Origin of the sequence: Paenibacillus sp. An7, from assembly GCF_009870785.1 — a bacterium.
GTDB lineage: Bacteria > Bacillota > Bacilli > Paenibacillales > Paenibacillaceae > Paenibacillus.
The window spans coordinates 178,492-196,480 of the sequence record NZ_WTWX01000005.1 but is presented as its reverse complement, the minus strand read 5'-3'; the positions used below and the strand labels follow the sequence as shown (position 1 = coordinate 196,480).

The following is a 17,989-nucleotide window of genomic DNA, read 5'->3' as shown; positions in this document are numbered from 1 at the left end:
CCATCTAAAGACCCTTAAACCCGTATTGCTGAAATATGGTCTTGGCCTCATCAGATGTAAGGAATTCATAGAATACTTTGGCCTCCTTGATGTGTTTGCTTGCGTGAATAATACCCACTGGATAATGGATGGGTGCATAAAGCTCTGAATCAACCGTATGTACAATATTTACTTTAGAAAGAACAGCATCTGTTTTATATACGAAACCAGCGTCAGCGTTACCCGTTTCAACATACTGTACTACTTGACGGACATCCTTGGCCTGTATAATCTTAGGGAGCAGTTTATCATATAACCCAAGTTTTTCTAGTGCTTCTTTGGCATAACTCCCAGCAGGAACACTCTCTGGAATACCGATGGCTACAACCTTAACTTCCGGATTCGTTAGATCAGCTTCAGATGTTATATCGAGCTCTCTGTTATTTGCAGACACAAGCACAAGTTCGTTTGTCAGCAACGTTTCAGAGTAACCTTCCAGGATCTGATGGTTATGAATCAGTGCCTGCATATTCTTCTCCGCAGCTGACAGAAAGAGATCAACGGGAGCGCCTTGTTCTATTTGCTGCTGGAGTGCGCCGGAACTGCCAAAATTAAATGTAAGCTGAATTTTTGGATAATTCATCTCAAAGATTGGCTTTATTTCTTCCAGCGCATCCGTTAAGCTCGCTGCAGCTGAAATGGTGAGCTTTGTGACCTCAGTCTGTGTAGAGGATAACTCTGAAGTAGATTGCTGCGATTGTTGCTTTGTAGATGTAGAAGTAGAGCCCGGTGTACTACCTGTACTACCGCATGCTGCTAGAAACATCATGAAGAGAAAACATAAACAAACATAACTAACCTTATTCATTTTGATCATCATATCATCCTAACATTACAATTGATTATATTTAGATATCATTAATTATATTATGAATAGAAGAGATGACAATACGGAATCGATTTCAACACAAAGAGATTATGATACAATGCGGATATAGAATGCCTTTGGGGGTATCGCAAGTGAAAGATAATATATCTTATACAACAGAGGAAATAGCAAAGCTTGCAAAGCCAGCTCATGATACGGCGAAACGGGAACTCTATGCAGACTTCCAGAATAGCGGAGTAAGACAAGTGGTTATTACGGGCCAAGATTTAAGTCTGGATATTCTGGCGAGCTATTTGGAGAAGCATTCATCCTTTTTAAGACCACTGCGTTCTCATGTGGGGAGTCTGGACAGTCTTATCTCTATGTATCAAGGGAAGTCGGATATCGTCAGCACGCATTTACTTGATGGAGATACAGGGGAATATAATGTTCCTTATATTCGTAAGCTGCTAGTTGGGTCTTCCTATCTTGTTGTAACCTGATGAGCAGATGGGCTGGGTTATATGTAGCGCCCGGTAATCCGCATCAGATACAGGGATGGACTGACCTTACTAAGCCGGGGCTTCGATTCGTAAACCGCGAGAAAGGGGCAGGGCTTTCTGGATATGATCTTTCGCAGACAGGGAAGATTATGATGAGAATGTAAATGGGCTATATATAGAAGCTTTTAAAAAGCCTGGCTTTAATAACCAGGTTTTTTTGTCTGTCAAAAAGAATTCGTCAATCCTATACACGCTGTTTTAACAAAGATCAAATTCAGTTGGCCAGATTAGATATCCTCTAGTTTTTGTCCCATTATGAATGTCTTTAAAGTAGGAAAGTAAACTGGGACGTGACGGTCCATCCATTACGAAGACCATGTATTCGGCATATGTTTTCTGTGTGATATCATAAACCCAATCCAGCTGCTTAAGAAGCGGAGATATTGAACAAATCGGAAGAAGCAGGTGGGTGTTCTGAAGCGGGTTTAGCTTCTCTTTTAAATAGGATGTTATATAGACAAAAGCTTCTCTGTCACGCGCAAGTAACATAATAATAGAATTAGGGTCTCTCTCGCGATAGCGGATATAACCTGCTAGTTCTTCACCGATCAGAATGGAAGATGCACGTACTTTGTTAGACGGGCTAATCCAGTCAAGGAGTGAATGTCCCGGAAGGATTGAAAAAGAAGATAGGCCATAAGTGGTATCCCACATCTCATATAGCTTGGGAAGATCGCTAGACTCTACACGCCGCTCCCGAAGGAGGGGGGTGGTTTCATTTACAAAGATTGCCTCGAGCGGGATTTTCACTTGTTCATCCATCCAAGCATTGCTTCTAAAGCCAAATCGGCTATAGAAATGCGGGTGGCCCAGTACAGTGGATAATTCATATCCTTTCTGCTGAGCGCGGTGTAACCCTTCTGTAATTAAAGCAGAACCAACACCATGTTTTTGATAATCAGGATGAACGGATAGAGGAGCCAGGATTAGATTTTTTACCTTGTTTCCTTCTATTCGTACTTCTTGCGGGGTAAACAGAATATGACCGATGACTTGATCGTTCTTTATGCAGACTAGGGAGAGTTCGAAATCGAAATTTTTCCGTGTACGAAGGGCACTGACAAGAGCGGCTTCTCCCATTCCAAAGCTATAGGCAAAAGCTAGGGCGTGAAGTTCCGCAATCGCATGGAAATCAGACGGAATTTCGGAACGAATGATCCAGGAAGTCATGATATACACCTCGTTTCTTTTAATAAAAAGGTGGAATCTGATAATTCTCATAAATGTAGAATGGCGTCACCATGGTTTTTTTATGCATGAGAAGGGACTGAAATAAGATAGACTTGGCAAGAAAGGAGAGGTTGCTAAAAATTTTTATTCGTGAGATAATTGGAGTTTGCCTAATAAGAATTTGATAGTGTTGGAGGCGTAACCATGGAGCGATATCCTTTCTCCTATGATCCGTCAGAACCATTCGTCAAGCAGGTCGGCGACTGGGTAGCGGACGTTTTTTATGATGTACTACCTGAACATGGATTTGATATCCGTGATGAACAAATATTTATGGCTTACCAACTGGAAAGAGCCTATGCGAATAAGAAAACCATTTTTGCTGAAGCAGGAGTAGGCACTGGGAAAACACTTGTGTATCTGCTGTATGCAGTTAACTATGCAAGGTATACACGAAAGCCAGCAGTCATTGCCTGTGCAGATGAGTCGCTCATTGAGCAGCTTGTTAAGCAAGAAGGGGATATTGCTAAGCTTGCCCGTTATTTGGACTTACAGATCGATGCAAGGCTTGGGAAATCTCCGGATCAATACCTCTGTCTCAAAAAAATAGACAGTGTTCGTCTTCAGGATGAAGATGCAGCTGTCATTGAAGACGTATATGAAACACTTCCTGATTTTGTCCATTCACCGGGCACCATGCAGTCTTTTTACCCCTATGGAGATCGTAAGGAATACCCAAATCTAAATGATGAACAGTGGAATAAGATCAACTGGGATACTTTTCAGGACTGTTTTGTATGCGATAAAAGACATCGCTGCGGCATGACGCTGTCTCGTGATTATTACCGCAAGGCGACAGACATCATTATCTGTTCCCACGATTATTACATGGAGCATGTATGGACCTATGAAGGAAGAAAAAGAGAAGGTCAGCTTCCGCTGCTTCCTGAACATAGTTCGGTTGTATTCGACGAAGGACATCTACTTGAATCTGCTGCACAGCATGCTCTTAGTTATAAGCTGAAACATAGTGCTTATGAAGAGATTGTTACTCGGCTATTAGATGGAGAGGTTCGGGAGACACTCGCACTGCGAATTGAAGATTCTATTGATCAGAGCCAGCTTGTCTTTGAACTGGTTGCAGAACAAAGTACAGCCATACCTGGTTCCGACCGAAAACGTGTCCGCATCGATGATAAATTGCTTAGTGAACTGAATCGCTGGAAGAGTACAATCGAAGCGATTGATGAAGAGCTTGTATTTGAAAGTGGACTTCATACACTAGATGAATATAAACTGCGTATTGTCGAAGAGCATTTGGAAATGATTCAAACGGCACTCCATCTGTTCCGCGACCCAGCTCATTATATTTGCTGGGCAGAAGAAAGTGAGGACGGGGCAGCCACACTTGCCATTATGCCGCAAACGGTCAAAGAAGTATTAGAGGAACGAGTATTTGGACTCCAAATGCCGATCGTATTTTCTTCAGCAACCCTTTCGGTCGATGGATCGTTTGATTATGTAGCCAGCAGCCTTGGTATCAGTGATTATTTATCTTTCTCTGTAAACTCACCATACGATTACGAGAAGCAGATGAAACTGATCGCCCCAAGTGAGCTCCTTGGAGAAGGAGATATGCGAATGGAAGTTGCTGCAGCGAAGAAACTGGCGATGGCTGCCAAACTGATCAAGCGTACCGATGGACGAGCATTATTGTTGTTTAAAACGATGAATGAACTTCGTGAATTTAAAAAAGCAGCTTCCCATCATCCTTACTTTGCATCCTATAAGATGCTTTATGAAGGAGACCGGGAGATCAGCAGCTTGATTGCGGAATTCCAGAATACCGAGGAAAGCGTACTTTGTGCGGCTAGTCTATGGGAAGGCCTGGATGTACCTGGACCATCGCTCTCCAATGTTATTATTTGGTCACTTCCTTACCCGCCGGAAGACCCAGTATTTATGGCAAAACGAGAAGCTGCTGATTCAGCATATGAAGAAGTAGATTTGCCATATATGCTGCTTCGTCTGCGCCAAGGACTCGGCAGACTCATTCGTTCTTCAACAGATGAAGGGATTGCTGCGATTCTCGATGCGGAAATTCTATCTAATTCCAATGTGAGAGAGCGAGTCGAAGCCGTCTTGCCACCTGGAGCTAAACTCTCAGTAGAATCACTGTAGTGTTATAATAAATGAAGATAGAATTACCTGAAAAAGACCTGTTTTGTACCCATTTCAAGTCATAACGTAGACTTGAAACGGATCATAACAGGTCTTTTATTATTCTTAATTTTGTGATGAATAGGAAGAGATAGAGGCGAAACGTTAGAATATGCCCATACTTAGATATCTTTCGCCCGTATCTGGAGCGATACAAAGCACTTTATGTCCAGGTCCTAGTCGTTTTGCAATCTGCAAAGCCGCCCACACCGATGCTCCGGAGGAAGGTCCAAGCAGTAACCCTTCTTGTGAGGCGAGTTGACGCATCGTGTGGAGAGCCTCCTCATCCTTCACCTGGATAATTTCATTCCAAACGTCTGTATTTACGATGGGAGGAATAAAGCCGGGACTTGTTCCAACTAACTGATGGGGGCCTGGTTTACCGCCAGATAGAACGGGAGAACCTGCGGGTTCTACCGCATAGATTTTTATACTCGGAAGATGTTCGCGCAGAACCTCACCAGTCCCTGTAATCGTTCCTCCGGTGCCAGAAGTGGCCACAAAGGCATCAAGACTTCCTTCCATTTGGGTAAGGATTTCAAGTGCAGTGGTGGTCCGGTGTGCATCAGGGTTTGCACTGTTCTCAAATTGCTGCGGAATAAAGCTGTGAGGAATGCTTTCTTTTAGCTCATGTGCTTTACGAATTGCACCAGGCATCCGTTCTGAAGCGGGAGTGAGTACGACCTCTGCGCCATATGCTCTCAAGATTTGAATGCGTTCCTTGCTCATATTATCTGGCATGACAAGAATGGCTTTGTATCCTTTGGCTGCCGCATTCATGGCTAAGCCAATCCCCGTATTTCCACTTGTCGGTTCAATAATGGTTGAGCCAGGAAGCAGCAGTCCGTCAAGCTCTGCTTGTCTGATCAGATTGAAGGCAGCGCGGTCTTTCACACTTCTACTGGGGTTAAAATACTCGAGCTTTACATAAACTTCAGCATGTTCAGAACTTAGAATACGCTGTAATTTTACAGCCGGCGTATCTCCGATAAGATCTGTAACATGCTCAGCAATTAACCGATTTTTATGTTTCGAGGGTGTTGTCTGCTTAGAATTCATGCCATAGTCCCCTTTACGGTCCAAGTTCCTATTATTATGACATGAAATTCTATAAAGTGTAATGATATGTAATAAAAAGTGAGTTCTTCGTAAAGGACATAAGAAAGGCGGATTGAGCTCTCTCTTTAACTTTTTGAACATGTAGACAGATCTATACCAAGATACGCACTCATTTCTTTTTTTACCTCTGTTTTAGCAAAGGTCCATAGAAGAAATAGGCGCCGCCGATATCCTCTGCATAAGTAGAGGGCTTCAATGCCTTCCTTTTGTTTCGACTCTTCATATACCCGGATCCCGCGGGTGCGCATATCTGAACGAAGGTTGGTCAGGGAAACTGTAACCTCAGATTGAAGCTTGGAAAGACGCAGTATGTATACCTCAGGCATATGAAGAGAAACTTGCCTTATCGAATCAATATCCTGTTCAAGAACGTCTAGCATTAATGTGTAGATGAGATACTTTTTGATTAGCAAATGGTCCGCTTCAGAGGGAGCGGGAGGGGTGGATGGCACTGTCATCCTTTTCACTTCCTAGCAATCGGTAATGTGAATAAAATTCCTTATTATTTATAATTAACGGAACATATGTTCCTATATTATACTATTCAATATAAGATGGCATTATACTTTTTGGCAAGTGGATAATCTAGGGGGAATTCTTGAGTTGTTTACGAGAGAGGATTACTTATTTCTGCATCATCTTGAAATATACGTTTTGGGTTTGGATACATAAGAAAAAAGGACGAGCATCACCTATTAGAAGAGTGAGCCGTCCTAACCTAGTTTAGATGTGATACGCAGATGTTTCATACTTAAGCCATATATTGCGGTTTGTCGTAGAGAGCTTCTTTTTCCAAAATGACCTTGTACGGACGCTCTTTGCCCTTTAGTGACGGACCTAATGTAGTAATAGGCTGTTCTGGTTTTTTGAAGCGGTCGCCGCTGTCACTTTCGGGTGCAAGTCCGGTGGAATCCGGGGTAGCGCTCAGACGCACCTTGGGGGCTCCTCTTTTCTTTGTGAGCCTTTGTCTGATCGGTTTCATCCCATTTCTCCTCCTAACAGGTCATGAATAGCACTAAATAATTGGCGATTATCATGGTCAATCTGCTGAAATAACTCGTCACCTGCCTCGAGATGTCCTACAAGATGCACGGTGAATACATAATTACTTGCTACAGGATAGCACAGCATATACTCTTTCTCAAGATAATCGTCATATAGGTTGACCTTGATTTTATTCTCCTTAAAAGCATCTACGGTAAGGATCCGGCTTGGATCATCCGGAGATTTTCCATCGTTCACATCCAGTGAATATTTCCGTCCAATCTCTCCCACATTTCCTGCCACTTGCTGAAGATATCCGGATTCTGTCGTCCGATGAACGGTAGTTCCTCGTACAAGAAAATGGGGACGGGAAACAAATGTGGTTCTCAGCGTATCACTCATTCGGTGAAGCATCTGGTCATCTGCCTTACGGGAGCGCAGCAGTTCGCGAAAGAAACGAAGCAGCTTGAGCAGTTGGATTCGTTTACTGTCTTCTTCTTGGCGGACTTTGTTTATTTCCTTTTGAACCGAAAGGTCAGTCCATGGGCCTAGCATTTCCATAACTTCTGTGATTTTATTACAGGCTACTGCTACGGCGGGGGCCCATTTCCCATCTGAGCGGATTTCATAATGTAATGACCCGAGTCCAAGCAGATCAGATGGCATTCGCATGCCTTCCACTTGTGCTGTATCTTCGAGTTCCTTTACATGCTCTGGTAATATAAAGAATATGCGCTTTCTACCCAACTTGCTCATAAAAAGACCCATCTCAAACAGGGTGTTATCCCGTACCGTTGCTACCACTTTGCCACGAATTTTCGCGACGTCATCTGGATGAAAAATGAAAATGGCGAAGTCATTATTTTGTACTTCTTTTTCGAGATCCTCAATCGTATAATTCCCCGGATTAAATACACCGGTATACCAAGGAGTCACTTCAGCCGCATATCTAAGGTTTTCATGCACCGCTGCGGCTATAGGCTTCGCTTCAAGAGAACATCCAATGAACGCTCTAGGCTTTTTAGTCATCATAGTCCGCTCCGCCTCGCTTAACGGGATTTCAGTTTTTATTTAGATCTTTTTCTATATTATACCATTTACCCTTTTTTGACGAACCCAAAAACATCACATGGCAAAGAACGAGTCATTAGTACTAGTTCACTGCGACTGAAGCAACATGAACATAAAGAGAATGTGCTACAAATTTCATATATCAATATATGAATGAAACCTTGTATCTTATGAAAAGGAAATTTGGCATCATGGTAACAAAGACAAAAATCATACATTTATGGCAATATGCCGTTCCGAGTTGCAGGAGGCCCCACATAAATTATAAGGGACAGGTGTTTTTTACTTTTTCTCTATGTTTAAAGCATGTTATAATAAGGGTAATCATATGTATTAGAACTGCTCGAGCGAGCAAAATATATGGTTAAACAAGAAAGGATCTGGATACCATGAGTCCCCGAAGGACAGAGCCCCAAAGGACGATTTGGAAACGCAACGATTCCTCCTATACTTAGCTTCCCTTACGTAAGTAGAACAAGTCACCCATAAAAGATGACGGTACTTATGCGTAAGGAGAGGTTATAAATGAAAATTCGAAGGATGAATTCCTCAATAGAGCTCCTCCCGCATAGGTACGGTCTATCGACCAAACTACTAATAATGCGAGGGAATCTGTATGAGGACAATGGAACAACTGCGAAAGAAAGAAACTGAGAGGTATGATAATAAAGCTCCTGCACTGCCTGCTTTTTTGAAAAGCACAGGTATTATGATGTTTGGAACTATGCTGATGGCATTTGCGTTTTATCATATTAATTATGTCAATCATTTATCAGAAGGTGGATTTGTAGGGCTTGCCCTGCTGGGAAGTTATATAGCTGGATGGCCGGCTGCGCTTACTTCTTTACTGCTTGATCTGCCAATTATTCTGATTGCTTGGTATTTGATGGGACGTAAATATATGTACAAAGCATTATTAGGAGCCATATCGTTCTCCTTGTTTTATGAATGGTGCGAGAGATATTCTCCGCTTGTCATTGATTTGCACGGAAGCTTGCTTGCTGCAGCCATCTTCTCTGGTATTTTAACGGGGATCGGTGCAGGACTCGTCATTCGAAGCGGCAGTGCGACCGGTGGAGACGATATTCTAGCGGTACTCATAAGTCAGCGGAGCCGGTTTAAGATAGGTACTGTATTCTTTTTGATGGATGCAGTGGTTTTGGTAGTATCTCTTGCTTTTATGCCGCTGAAAGAGACGCTGTATACTATCCTTGCTGTTTGGATATCAGGTAAATTAATTACTTTGGTGACACAAGGGTCTAATCAGTCTCATCCTAAAACAGAAACAGTGCCAAGTGTACCATATAAACAAGCAATACAAGATAAAGTGAAAATTTCATCCACCGTACCGGTTGTACAGCCTGCCCCGAAACCTGCAAAAGCTATTCTAACGAATAGCCAGCGGAGCTTAGCGGGAGTAAACGTGCATCCATCGAGTACAGGAGGTTCCTAGTTAAAGGGCTACAAGTAAATAGAAATGAAGACTAGCGTCTGGAGGAATCCAGGCGTTTTTTCGTTGCGGAAGTTTGTTAAGATAGTGATGCTAAGATCGTGATGTTAAGATAGTGTGATTTTTAGTAATAGGAGAAGTTTAGGAATTAGAAGGGGGTGGGAATGGTGAGCACTATACTATCTAACAAGAGAACGTTCGGCGGAGTCGTATTAATGTTGCTCGGAATTTTTATCTTATTAACGAAAATGATACAAATGGCAGGGACTGATCCTATGAATGAGAAGCTGCTCCTCATCAGTGGATTCGGAGAGTCTATCCCTGATCGACCTCAGCATGAAGTGACCTTATCTTATTCAGGGACCATAGAGAATCATACCCATCAGTCTCTAAGGATTCATTCGGTAGAACCGATTCTTTCCGTTGAGGCAGCAAACCTGCAAATTCACCCAGAGAAACAGATTCTTATCTATGATCGGGTTCTAAAGAAAAAAGAGAGTCTTCATGTAAAGGGAGAATTTTTACTTGATACGAGTCAGCTGACGGAAGAAGAAATGAGTAAATTACTGCCTGGTGTTATTGCCTATAAAATTACATATAACCAAGACCACAAAGTTGTGCTGAACACGGTGCCTTGAAGTTAAAATAAGATCAGTCAGGTAAAGATTAATTATAACGTTTCTTTCACTGTCTCTTCTTGGCAGAAGGGAGTTATAATGTGGTTGTCGGGCCGACGAAATTCTTTCTGAAAGGAGATGATCCATTTGATCAAAAACCGTGAGGTGACTTTCGCTTAGGCGAAAGAAGCATTGATAAGAGGGGAGGACATATGTCTCTCCTCTCTTTATAACCACTCAATTTGAAAAAAAAGGGAATTATAAAATATAATGGTTGTATATCCGAACTTCCAAAATTATAATAAATGTAGATTAATCAATTTCATAAGAGTTATGAAATTGATTTGATTACATATCTAAAAACAAAGATAGGAGGAAGCGACATGTTGACATATCAGTACATTCAAATACCACAATTTCATACGAAAAAACCAAGGTGTCATAGATGAATGATCATCTGTAATGCAGCTGAGTTACTCGGATTTGAGCAGGATATTTTAACTTCTAAGCCAAGTCAAAGCAGCACTGCACATATGTTTATAAGTAATGAACTACCTTTGGAGCAAAATAGATCCAAGGTTTTTTTGTTTTTAAGCGGCATAGCTCGCAGTGGATTCTAAAACCAACCAATCGAAAGGAGGCGTAAACATGCAAAATTTATATAGCGCATGGGAACAAAATTTGAGATCAACCATATCCGTATTCGAGGAGGACCTTTATCGTGAGGTACAAAAATGGAAGAGAAGCGCTTCCCCCTAGCCTGTTAAAAGAGATTCAAAAATATATCCAGGGTGATCTGATCTATATACCAAAAGCTACCGAAGAACGAGCAAGATGGGGTGAAAAAAGTGGAGCCCGCAAGGAGCTGGCTCAGCGTAACGCAGAAATCACTCTTCATTATTCCAAGGGATGGACCGTACCTGAGCTTGTTCAGAAATATCATCTTTCAAGTGAAAGCATTCGTAAAATTGTTGTGAAAACATGGTAGTGAATACGATTTACCGGCATGAGGGTTTCATACCTCTATGCCGGTTTTTTTATTATGTTCATACACAATAAAAGGAAGTTTACTTTTACATGATTTACTGGATGAGTACACATACTTGGTATGAATAGGATGCTTAAGTTCATAATTTGCTTGATAATCAAAACATTGTGAGGAGAAGTAAAATGTTGAAAACAAAAATCATATGTACCATGGGACCCGCCTGTGATTCCATCGACTTACTGAAACAAATGATACAGTCTGGAATGACCGTAGCTCGGATAAATATGGCTCATGGAGAGCTGGAAGAGCATGTGAATCGTATGGAACGCGTTAGATCAGCAGCGAAAGATCTCGGAACTTTTATCCCCATTATGCTGGATATTAAAGGACCGGAAATACGGATTGGTAAACTCAAAGAGGCTTCTGTCACTTTGGAAACAGGGAAAGAACTGATCTTGACGACCGAGGAGATTCTAGGAGAAGTTCACCGGATTGGTGTCAATTACGCGGAAATGAATGAGGTCGTAAATCCGGGAGATACCATTCTCATTGATGATGGACTCGTTGCCTTACATGTAAAGAAGGTAGAAGGTACGGAAATATACTGCCAAATCTTAAACGGAGGCGTTCTGAAGCCAAGAAAAGGGGTGAACCTGCCTGGGATCAAAACGACGCTTCCGGGTGTAACCGAGCGTGATAAAAAACATATTGCTTTTGGTCTCGAAAATAACATAGAGATGATTGCAGCGTCATTTGTACGTAAAGCAGCAGATGTGGAAGAGATCCGGGCCATACTGAAAAAAAATCAGGCAGAACATGTTCAGATCTATTCCAAGATTGAAAACCAAGAAGGCGTTGACAATATCAAAGAAATTATTGAAGCCTCTGATGGTGTGATGATTGCCCGTGGTGATCTTGGGGTTGAAGTTCCCATCGAAGATGTACCGATGATGCAGATTGATATTATCAAGCAGTGTAATCTGGCAGGTAAACCGGTGATTGTAGCTACTCACATGCTGGATTCAATGCAGGTCAATCCACGTCCAACCCGGGCCGAAGTAAGTGATGTATCGAACGCGGTGCTTCAGGGTGCAGACGTTGTCATGTTATCCGGTGAATCGGCAGCCGGTAAATATCCACTCGAATCAGTTAAGACCATGGCAGCTGTTGCCCTAAAAGCAGAATCCTTAATTGATTACCGCGATAATTTCTTCAAAAAGCGGGAACAACATGCAACCAATATTACAGAAGTGATCAGTCAAAGTGCCGTAAGTGCTTCCCTGGAACTAAATGCTAAAGTGATCATCGCTTCCACCGGAAGTGGATTTACGGCAAAAGTTATATCAAAATATCGTCCAAAAGCTCCGATCTTGGCCATTACTTCTAATGAAAAAGTGCTGTCTCAAATATGCCTCTTCTCAGGAGTTTTCCCGTACCTTGGGGAAAAAGTAAACTCGACGGATGAGATGTTTGAATCCATTACCCGGAATGCAGCTACCAAAGGATTTATCTCATCTGGAGATACCGTGGTTCTCTCTGCTGGTGTACCAATCGGGATTTCAGGCACAACGAATCTAATTAAAATTGTACAAGTCTAGGATTCTAAGCAAATAAATAGGACTCAGTAACGAAAGGTTTAGGGCTGAATAGCTTCTAGCTTTACCTTTCGTTACTTTCTTATTAAATCAAGATTCATTAGGGAATGAGAAAAGCAGGAGGTATTGTTACATGCCGGATTGGATTGAAGTTGCCCTCCGAACACTTTCAGCCGTTACTGTACTTTTTATTATCACCAAAATATTGGGTAAGCGCCAAATATCCCAACTGTCCCTTTTTGAGTATATTACTGGGATTACACTAGGTAACTTGGTTGGATATATCTCACTGGACTTGGACAGCTCCTGGTACTTGGGATTTGTCGCTTTGACAGTATGGATTGTAATGTCTGTTGGAGCTGAGTATTTCACTATGAAAAACAAAAAATTCCGAGATATAGTTGATGGAAAGTCAACGATCCTCATAGAAAATGGTGCACTAAATGCTGATAATTTACGCAAAGAAAAACTAACGGTTGATGAATTTTTAGAACAGCTACGTAAGAAGGATGTTTACCGCGTAGCGGATGTAGAGTTTGCTATTATGGAGCAGAGCGGTGAAATTAATGTAATGTTGAAAAAGGAATTTCAACCGCTTACCGCAGATGCACTTGGATATCGACTAGCAAAAGAAAAAGAGCCTAAAACCATCATAATTGATGGACGGATCATGTCTGATACGCTGAAAGATACAGAATTCAATGAAAGCTGGGTTCACAAGCAACTCAGAGATTTGCACATCCCCCTCAAACATGTTTTTATAGGACAAGTAGACAGTAAAGGTAAATTGACAGTCCAAACCGGGAGCAAGGCATTACCCAATGCAGCTCAGCCTCAGCCTATTGCTCAAATATCTGATCTTGTAGCACAGTTTCAAGATGAACTAACAATGCGTAAGAAATTGGCACAGAATGATAGGGATCAATTAGAGTATCAAGAAGCACTGGATACATTGAAACATGCAATGAGCTCATATCAGAGTACGACAAAACCGTAACATAGCGCTATGTTATGGTTTTTTTTCTGCCATTGTATTCTGTTATTTTATAAATTCGGTTTATCGATCTATAGGATTTTTAGAACATTTCATTCAGCATAGCTGCATTAGTACAATTCCAAGGAGTAAAATATACTCATATTAACCATAAAAAGGTATACTGTAATGCAAAAGATCTTTCTACATTTGGAGGAGGGTTTCTTGAATGCAGCAGGCAGTCATCGGTATAGACATCGGAGGAACAAACATAAAGGCGGGGGTAGTTACTCTTAAGGGTGAGCTAATTGTTGAGTGTACCCTTCCTACATACTCGAAAAATGGCAAGGAAGCCTTACTCAACAAAATAGAGGAGATAGCTAAAAATTGTTTGGAAGAGGCGATATGCAGCAATTTTCATATCCTTGCTCTTGGAATAGGAACCGCAGGGTTTATCAACCTGGAGGGTGAGATCGGAAGCGCTACAGCCAATTTACCCGACTGGAAAGGAACTCCGCTGCGAGCAGAATTAGAAAAGAGAATCGGGATCTCCGTTTATGTGGATAATGATGTCAACATGCTTGCACTAGGGGAAAGATGGCAAGGTGCAGGAAAAGATCTGGATCACTTCCTATGCGTAAGTCTTGGGACAGGGATTGGAGGATGTTTGATCTTGAACGGACTCCCTTACCGAGGAAGAAGCGGTTTTGCAGGAGCCTATGGCCACCAAGTGATTCAAATGAAAGGCGTACCTTGTACATGCGGATCAGCAGGATGCTGGGAACAATATGCATCAGTCACTGCACTGAAAAGACAAGCAGCAGAAGCAGGCGAAAAGGCCTGGGCTGAACGTCCCAGCCTCCTATTTGATGAGATGAGAGCAGATAATAAAAAAGCACAAGATCTCATACTGCAATATACAGAATATATTGCAGTCGGCCTGTCCAATCTGATCCATCATTTTAATCCGCCTGCTGTTATCATTGGCGGTGCTGTAACAGAACAGGGGGATATCTTATTCCAACCGATTCGATCCTTTGTTCAAAAGTTTACAATGGATGGTTTTGCAGATCGCCCGGATGTGCCTATCCTTCCTGCTAGGCTTGGGAATAAAGCAGGAGTAATAGGCGCAGCAAAGCTTGCGATTGCTAGAAGCAAAGCTTAATTGTACATTTTTGAGGTTTGGATCTTCCCCTGCTTATCGTGGATGATGAGACGAATGTCTTTGGATGAGACGATTTCCTTCGCGGCTTTTACCGCTTCATCTTTCACATCATAGATATGTTCGGGTTTCTCTTTTCCTTCTTTTTTCACAGCCCAACCGTCCTCACGAGGTACAACATGGATGTTTCGATGTTCACCGATGTGAGCTGGCGGATCTGATTTTTTGGAAGAAGAATGATCGGATTTGCTTTTGGTTTGAGTTTTCGTCTCTCCTTCCGGATGATTCTCATTCCATTCTTCTGCTTGTGCGGTAGCAATCGCTATCGAACGACCTTCTTCATATCCTTCGCCGAGTAGAGTATTGGCAATTTCAATCGCTTTATTGCGTACACGGGGCTCTAGGTTTTTCATGGACGGGGGATAATCTGTTTTATTCCAAGGCATATAGGTTCCTCCTGTAATCGGAATTTAGTTAGCAGTGAGATCTTACTATTACGTTGTAATGAATTACCCTTTATACAGGTAACAAAAACAGAAGAGAAATGAACTGGACTTCTGAACTACTCGTTTAAGGCAAAGGAGTAACCCTAGATGATCTATCAACTGGCATTACCCTTTTTATTTACGATGATTATTCATGCTGCAGACAGTATGTCTTATGCTCTGCGGCTCGGTGGCATGAGGACACGAAGAATAACAATAGCAATTTCATTGTCTGGCATGCTCTTATTATTATCCCGCACGTCTAATATGGCACAAGGTCCGCTGCTCGGTTCTATGATTGATTCCGCTAGAAAAAGCAGTAGCGGCTCCATTCAGATGGGACTACATATTATTATTTTGGCCGCTGCAGTAGGCACGATGATCGCTATCTTTTTCTTCCCTACAACAGTACGCTGGTCAGCCAGGATGGTTGTCCATTTAGAGAAGGCGGGCTCGATCCCGGCAATGATGAAGTCATTATTTCATTTTTCAAAATTGAAGAATGCGTGGTTTTATGTGTGTCTGCCTCGGTTATCCATGTTTAAGCAGCTCATAATAGGGAAAGTTCCTCGCAGACTTATGTTGCTTAATATGATTGTTACGGCGATCTACACTTGCGGTGTACTTGCTACTCTATATGCTGCTTATATGAATCCTGAACAAGCGGTAACTGCTTCACAATCAACCGGACTTATCAATGGGATCGCGACCATTCTTCTTGCTATGTTGATAGATCCCAAATTAGCTCTCTTAAGCGATCGTACCTTACGCGGAGAAATTCCTGTCAGTCATATGAATCAAATTTATGGTTATATGCTGGTATCTCGGCTCGCTGGAACGATGGCAGCCCAATTTCTTTTGATTCCTTTTGCTCTATGGATCAGCTGGATTGTCGGCTTTCTATAAAATCAAAAAGCGCACACTCCATAATAGGCGAGTGTGCGCTTTTTTTAGATCTACATATTATTTTTCAAACAGAGTAAGATATTCGCCATACCCTTCTTTTTCCATATCCTCTTTTGGTACAAAACGAAGTGCGGCAGAGTTAATGCAGTACCGCAGTCCATTCTCACCAGGACCATCATCGAATACATGACCAAGATGGGAGTCTGACTCCCGGCTTCTTACCTCTGTACGAATCATAAAGTGGCTGAGATCTGTTTTTTCTTTGATGCTGTAGCTGCGTAAGGGACGAGTAAAGCTTGGCCAGCCGCAGCCTGCATCATATTTATCTTGTGAGCTGAAGAGCGGCTCACCCGACACGATATCAACGTAGATACCTTCACCCTCGTGATCCCAGTACTCGTTTTGGAAAGGAGGTTCTGTTGCACTGTTTTGGGTTACTTCGTACTGAATAGGAGTCAGGCGTTCTCTCAGGTTATCTTGTTTCTTGCTCGCAGACCAGTGTTGCTCTATAAAGTCTTCACGTCCAGAACCCTTGCGATACCTTTTGTAGTGAGCAGGATTCTTTTTATGATAATCTTGATGATATTCTTCAGCTTCATAGAATGTAGATGCCGGAAGAATGGGAGTGAAGATCGGTTTATCAAAACGTCCGCTTGCCTCAAGAGCTTGCTTTGAAGCCTCTGCTTTTACTTTTTGCTCTTCTGTATGATAGAAGATAGCAGTTTGGTAAGAAGTACCGCGGTCATGGAATTGCCCCCCTGCATCCGTAGGGTCGATTTGTTGCCAGAACAGGGTTAGTAACTTTTCATAAGGAAATACTTTTGGATCAAAAGTGATTTGTACCGCTTCTACGTGACCTGTTGTATCCGAACATACTTCCTCGTAAGTTGGATTCTCTGTGTGACCGCCTGTGTACCCTGATTTAACTTGAAGGATACCTGGAAGCTCTTCAAAAGGGGACACCATGCACCAAAAACATCCTCCAGCGAATGTAGCTTTTTCTGTATATAATGGTTCCATAATATAATTCACTCCAATCTTGATGAGATCATCGAACTTAAGGTTTTGCGTAGATGTATTATATCCCAAACTTGGCCAGTAAACCAATCTTTGGTTACGAGCTGTCCTCTTGTATTTGCTTTAACCTTTTTTTGTACGACACAAACGCAAGTATCAGAAGCAGGAGATATATGATAAAAATGGTAAGCGTAGCAAGCGGATGCTCTGCAGCGTTTTTACCCGCATATGCATATAGCGCAATACTCGGCAATCTTCCGAGCCCCGAAGCAATCATATAACTCCAGAAAGGGAGAGCAGCCGTACCCGCATAAACATTCACTGCCATTTGGGGAATAATCGGAATCATTCTTGCCAAAAGCACCGCGCTGAATGTTTGCTCCTGCATCATGATCGTCAGGCCTTTAACTCCTGGAATCTTTTTTAAATAACTGTCGCCCGTATCTCTGAGCAGCCAGCGGAACATGCCATACGTAATAAGGGACGAAATCATGGTACCCAGCCAGCTTACCATACCTCCCATAACAGGACCGAACGCATAACCTAATAAAGCGATGATGAGCTTAAACGGCAGGACGGGGAATATAGCAAAAACGGTGGTAAGGATTGTGAGATTCATATAGGATGCGTTATTTTGTGACCAATCCATAATCTCATTACGATAAATAAACAATACCCCGAGTAAAGGAATATACAATAAACAAAAAAGCAGCCATTTTTTCAAACCAAATCATTCCTTACAGGTAGTATGATCTCCATTATAGTCTAACAAAGGGTGAATGGATAATCTGATTCGATATTAGATGCATTTTGATTGTTTTT

18 protein-coding genes and 1 pseudogene are annotated in these 17,989 nt (G+C 42.1%); 10 read left to right on the top strand and 9 right to left on the bottom strand.

All coding sequences use genetic code 11. The features are described from left to right. Window positions 1-4: 4 nt before the first annotated feature. Entirely contained in the window at window positions 5-856 is an 852-nt protein-coding gene (gene modA, locus GQY27_RS09320; protein WP_160033690.1) for a molybdate ABC transporter substrate-binding protein, read from the bottom strand. A 122-nt stretch (window positions 857-978) separates the two neighbouring features. Between modA and GQY27_RS09315 the strand changes: the two are divergent. Then, window positions 979-1,463: pseudogene (locus tag GQY27_RS09315) on the top strand (substrate-binding domain-containing protein); the annotation flags it as partial. A gap of 145 nt (window positions 1,464-1,608) precedes the next feature. Here GQY27_RS09315 and GQY27_RS09310 read toward each other — a convergent pair. Then, window positions 1,609-2,580 (bottom strand): GNAT family N-acetyltransferase, encoded by a 972-nt coding sequence (locus GQY27_RS09310; RefSeq protein WP_160033552.1) that lies wholly within the window; start codon window positions 2,578-2,580, stop codon window positions 1,609-1,611. 204 nt (window positions 2,581-2,784) lie between these two features. On the opposite strand from GQY27_RS09310, the gene GQY27_RS09305 reads away from it, so the two are divergent. Next, complete coding sequence (locus GQY27_RS09305) at window positions 2,785-4,761, top strand: ATP-dependent DNA helicase (protein ID WP_160033550.1); 1,977 nt, start codon at window positions 2,785-2,787, stop codon at window positions 4,759-4,761. Window positions 4,762-4,905: 144 nt separating this feature from the next. On the opposite strand, the gene cysK is transcribed toward GQY27_RS09305, so the two are convergent. The 4 genes from cysK to GQY27_RS09285 all read right to left on the bottom strand — a co-directional run bounded on the left by cysK (window position 4,906) and on the right by GQY27_RS09285 (window position 7,935). After that, window positions 4,906-5,859 carry a cysteine synthase A gene (cysK, locus tag GQY27_RS09300; protein WP_160033548.1) on the bottom strand — a complete coding sequence of 318 codons (954 nt, stop codon included), beginning with the start codon at window positions 5,857-5,859 and terminating at the stop codon, window positions 4,906-4,908. A 125-nt stretch (window positions 5,860-5,984) separates the two neighbouring features. Further along, window positions 5,985-6,377, bottom strand: coding sequence for a YhjD family protein (locus tag GQY27_RS09295; protein ID WP_160033546.1), 393 nt, complete (start codon window positions 6,375-6,377; stop codon window positions 5,985-5,987). 293 nt (window positions 6,378-6,670) lie between these two features. Then, entirely contained in the window at window positions 6,671-6,901 is a 231-nt protein-coding gene (locus GQY27_RS09290) for a hypothetical protein (protein WP_160033544.1), read from the bottom strand. Further along, on the bottom strand, window positions 6,898-7,935 hold the full coding sequence (locus tag GQY27_RS09285) for a nucleotide-binding protein (protein WP_160033542.1): 1,038 nt from the start codon (window positions 7,933-7,935) through the stop codon (window positions 6,898-6,900). Before GQY27_RS09285 ends, GQY27_RS09290 begins: the two co-directional genes overlap by 4 nt. Before the next feature lie 655 nt (window positions 7,936-8,590). On the opposite strand from GQY27_RS09285, the gene GQY27_RS09280 reads away from it, so the two are divergent. The 7 genes from GQY27_RS09280 to GQY27_RS09250 all read left to right on the top strand — a co-directional run bounded on the left by GQY27_RS09280 (window position 8,591) and on the right by GQY27_RS09250 (window position 14,762). Then, window positions 8,591-9,427 (top strand): YitT family protein, encoded by an 837-nt coding sequence (locus GQY27_RS09280; protein ID WP_236570539.1) that lies wholly within the window; start codon window positions 8,591-8,593, stop codon window positions 9,425-9,427. A gap of 161 nt (window positions 9,428-9,588) precedes the next feature. Next, window positions 9,589-10,062 (top strand): hypothetical protein, encoded by a 474-nt coding sequence (locus GQY27_RS09275; protein ID WP_160033540.1) that lies wholly within the window; start codon window positions 9,589-9,591, stop codon window positions 10,060-10,062. Between the two features lie 428 nt (window positions 10,063-10,490). Beyond that, on the top strand, window positions 10,491-10,661 hold the full coding sequence (locus GQY27_RS09270; protein ID WP_160033538.1) for a hypothetical protein: 171 nt from the start codon (window positions 10,491-10,493) through the stop codon (window positions 10,659-10,661). A 101-nt stretch (window positions 10,662-10,762) separates the two neighbouring features. Then, window positions 10,763-11,029, top strand: a complete 267-nt coding sequence (locus tag GQY27_RS09265) for a CD3324 family protein (protein WP_160033536.1) — start codon at window positions 10,763-10,765, stop codon at window positions 11,027-11,029. 182 nt (window positions 11,030-11,211) lie between these two features. Continuing rightward, complete coding sequence (gene pyk, locus GQY27_RS09260) at window positions 11,212-12,627, top strand: pyruvate kinase (RefSeq protein WP_160033534.1); 1,416 nt, start codon at window positions 11,212-11,214, stop codon at window positions 12,625-12,627. A 130-nt stretch (window positions 12,628-12,757) separates the two neighbouring features. Continuing rightward, window positions 12,758-13,621, top strand: coding sequence for a DUF421 domain-containing protein (locus tag GQY27_RS09255; protein WP_160033531.1), 864 nt, complete (start codon window positions 12,758-12,760; stop codon window positions 13,619-13,621). Between the two features lie 205 nt (window positions 13,622-13,826). Then, the gene (locus tag GQY27_RS09250; protein WP_160033529.1) at window positions 13,827-14,762 is read left to right on the top strand and encodes an ROK family protein; all 936 of its coding nucleotides are present in this window, start codon (window positions 13,827-13,829) and stop codon (window positions 14,760-14,762) included. On the opposite strand, the gene GQY27_RS09245 is transcribed toward GQY27_RS09250, so the two are convergent. After that, window positions 14,759-15,205 (bottom strand): DUF2188 domain-containing protein, encoded by a 447-nt coding sequence (locus tag GQY27_RS09245; RefSeq protein ID WP_160033527.1) that lies wholly within the window; start codon window positions 15,203-15,205, stop codon window positions 14,759-14,761. The two genes, GQY27_RS09250 and GQY27_RS09245, sit on opposite strands and share 4 nt — an antisense overlap. A gap of 147 nt (window positions 15,206-15,352) precedes the next feature. On the opposite strand from GQY27_RS09245, the gene GQY27_RS09240 reads away from it, so the two are divergent. After that, window positions 15,353-16,150: a lipid II flippase family protein gene (locus GQY27_RS09240; RefSeq protein ID WP_160033525.1), complete on the top strand. Its 798-nt coding sequence runs from the start codon at window positions 15,353-15,355 to the stop codon at window positions 16,148-16,150. Window positions 16,151-16,207: 57 nt separating this feature from the next. Here GQY27_RS09240 and msrA read toward each other — a convergent pair whose 3' ends face one another. Both msrA and GQY27_RS09230 read right to left on the bottom strand, forming a co-directional pair. Further along, complete coding sequence (gene msrA, locus GQY27_RS09235; protein WP_160033523.1) at window positions 16,208-17,170, bottom strand: peptide-methionine (S)-S-oxide reductase MsrA; 963 nt, start codon at window positions 17,168-17,170, stop codon at window positions 16,208-16,210. Between the two features lie 94 nt (window positions 17,171-17,264). Next, entirely contained in the window at window positions 17,265-17,891 is a 627-nt protein-coding gene (locus tag GQY27_RS09230) for a TVP38/TMEM64 family protein (RefSeq protein WP_160033521.1), read from the bottom strand. Window positions 17,892-17,989 lie beyond the last annotated feature (98 nt).

What these genes read in the sequence shown, in the direction of transcription:
- modA (WP_160033690.1), bottom strand. Translation starts at nt 856, where the DNA reads ATGATCAAAATGAATAAGGTTAGTTATGTTTGTTTATGTTTTCTCTTC.
- GQY27_RS09310 (WP_160033552.1), bottom strand. Translation starts at nt 2,580, where the DNA reads ATGACTTCCTGGATCATTCGTTCCGAAATTCCGTCTGATTTCCATGCG.
- GQY27_RS09305 (WP_160033550.1), top strand. Translation starts at nt 2,785, where the DNA reads ATGGAGCGATATCCTTTCTCCTATGATCCGTCAGAACCATTCGTCAAG.
- cysK (WP_160033548.1), bottom strand. Translation starts at nt 5,859, where the DNA reads ATGAATTCTAAGCAGACAACACCCTCGAAACATAAAAATCGGTTAATT.
- GQY27_RS09295 (WP_160033546.1), bottom strand. Translation starts at nt 6,377, where the DNA reads ATGACAGTGCCATCCACCCCTCCCGCTCCCTCTGAAGCGGACCATTTG.
- GQY27_RS09290 (WP_160033544.1), bottom strand. Translation starts at nt 6,901, where the DNA reads ATGAAACCGATCAGACAAAGGCTCACAAAGAAAAGAGGAGCCCCCAAG.
- GQY27_RS09285 (WP_160033542.1), bottom strand. Translation starts at nt 7,935, where the DNA reads ATGATGACTAAAAAGCCTAGAGCGTTCATTGGATGTTCTCTTGAAGCG.
- GQY27_RS09280 (WP_236570539.1), top strand. Translation starts at nt 8,591, where the DNA reads ATGAGGACAATGGAACAACTGCGAAAGAAAGAAACTGAGAGGTATGAT.
- GQY27_RS09275 (WP_160033540.1), top strand. Translation starts at nt 9,589, where the DNA reads ATGGTGAGCACTATACTATCTAACAAGAGAACGTTCGGCGGAGTCGTA.
- GQY27_RS09270 (WP_160033538.1), top strand. Translation starts at nt 10,491, where the DNA reads ATGATCATCTGTAATGCAGCTGAGTTACTCGGATTTGAGCAGGATATT.
- pyk (WP_160033534.1), top strand. Translation starts at nt 11,212, where the DNA reads ATGTTGAAAACAAAAATCATATGTACCATGGGACCCGCCTGTGATTCC.
- GQY27_RS09255 (WP_160033531.1), top strand. Translation starts at nt 12,758, where the DNA reads ATGCCGGATTGGATTGAAGTTGCCCTCCGAACACTTTCAGCCGTTACT.
- GQY27_RS09250 (WP_160033529.1), top strand. Translation starts at nt 13,827, where the DNA reads ATGCAGCAGGCAGTCATCGGTATAGACATCGGAGGAACAAACATAAAG.
- GQY27_RS09245 (WP_160033527.1), bottom strand. Translation starts at nt 15,205, where the DNA reads ATGCCTTGGAATAAAACAGATTATCCCCCGTCCATGAAAAACCTAGAG.
- GQY27_RS09240 (WP_160033525.1), top strand. Translation starts at nt 15,353, where the DNA reads ATGATCTATCAACTGGCATTACCCTTTTTATTTACGATGATTATTCAT.
- msrA (WP_160033523.1), bottom strand. Translation starts at nt 17,170, where the DNA reads ATGGAACCATTATATACAGAAAAAGCTACATTCGCTGGAGGATGTTTT.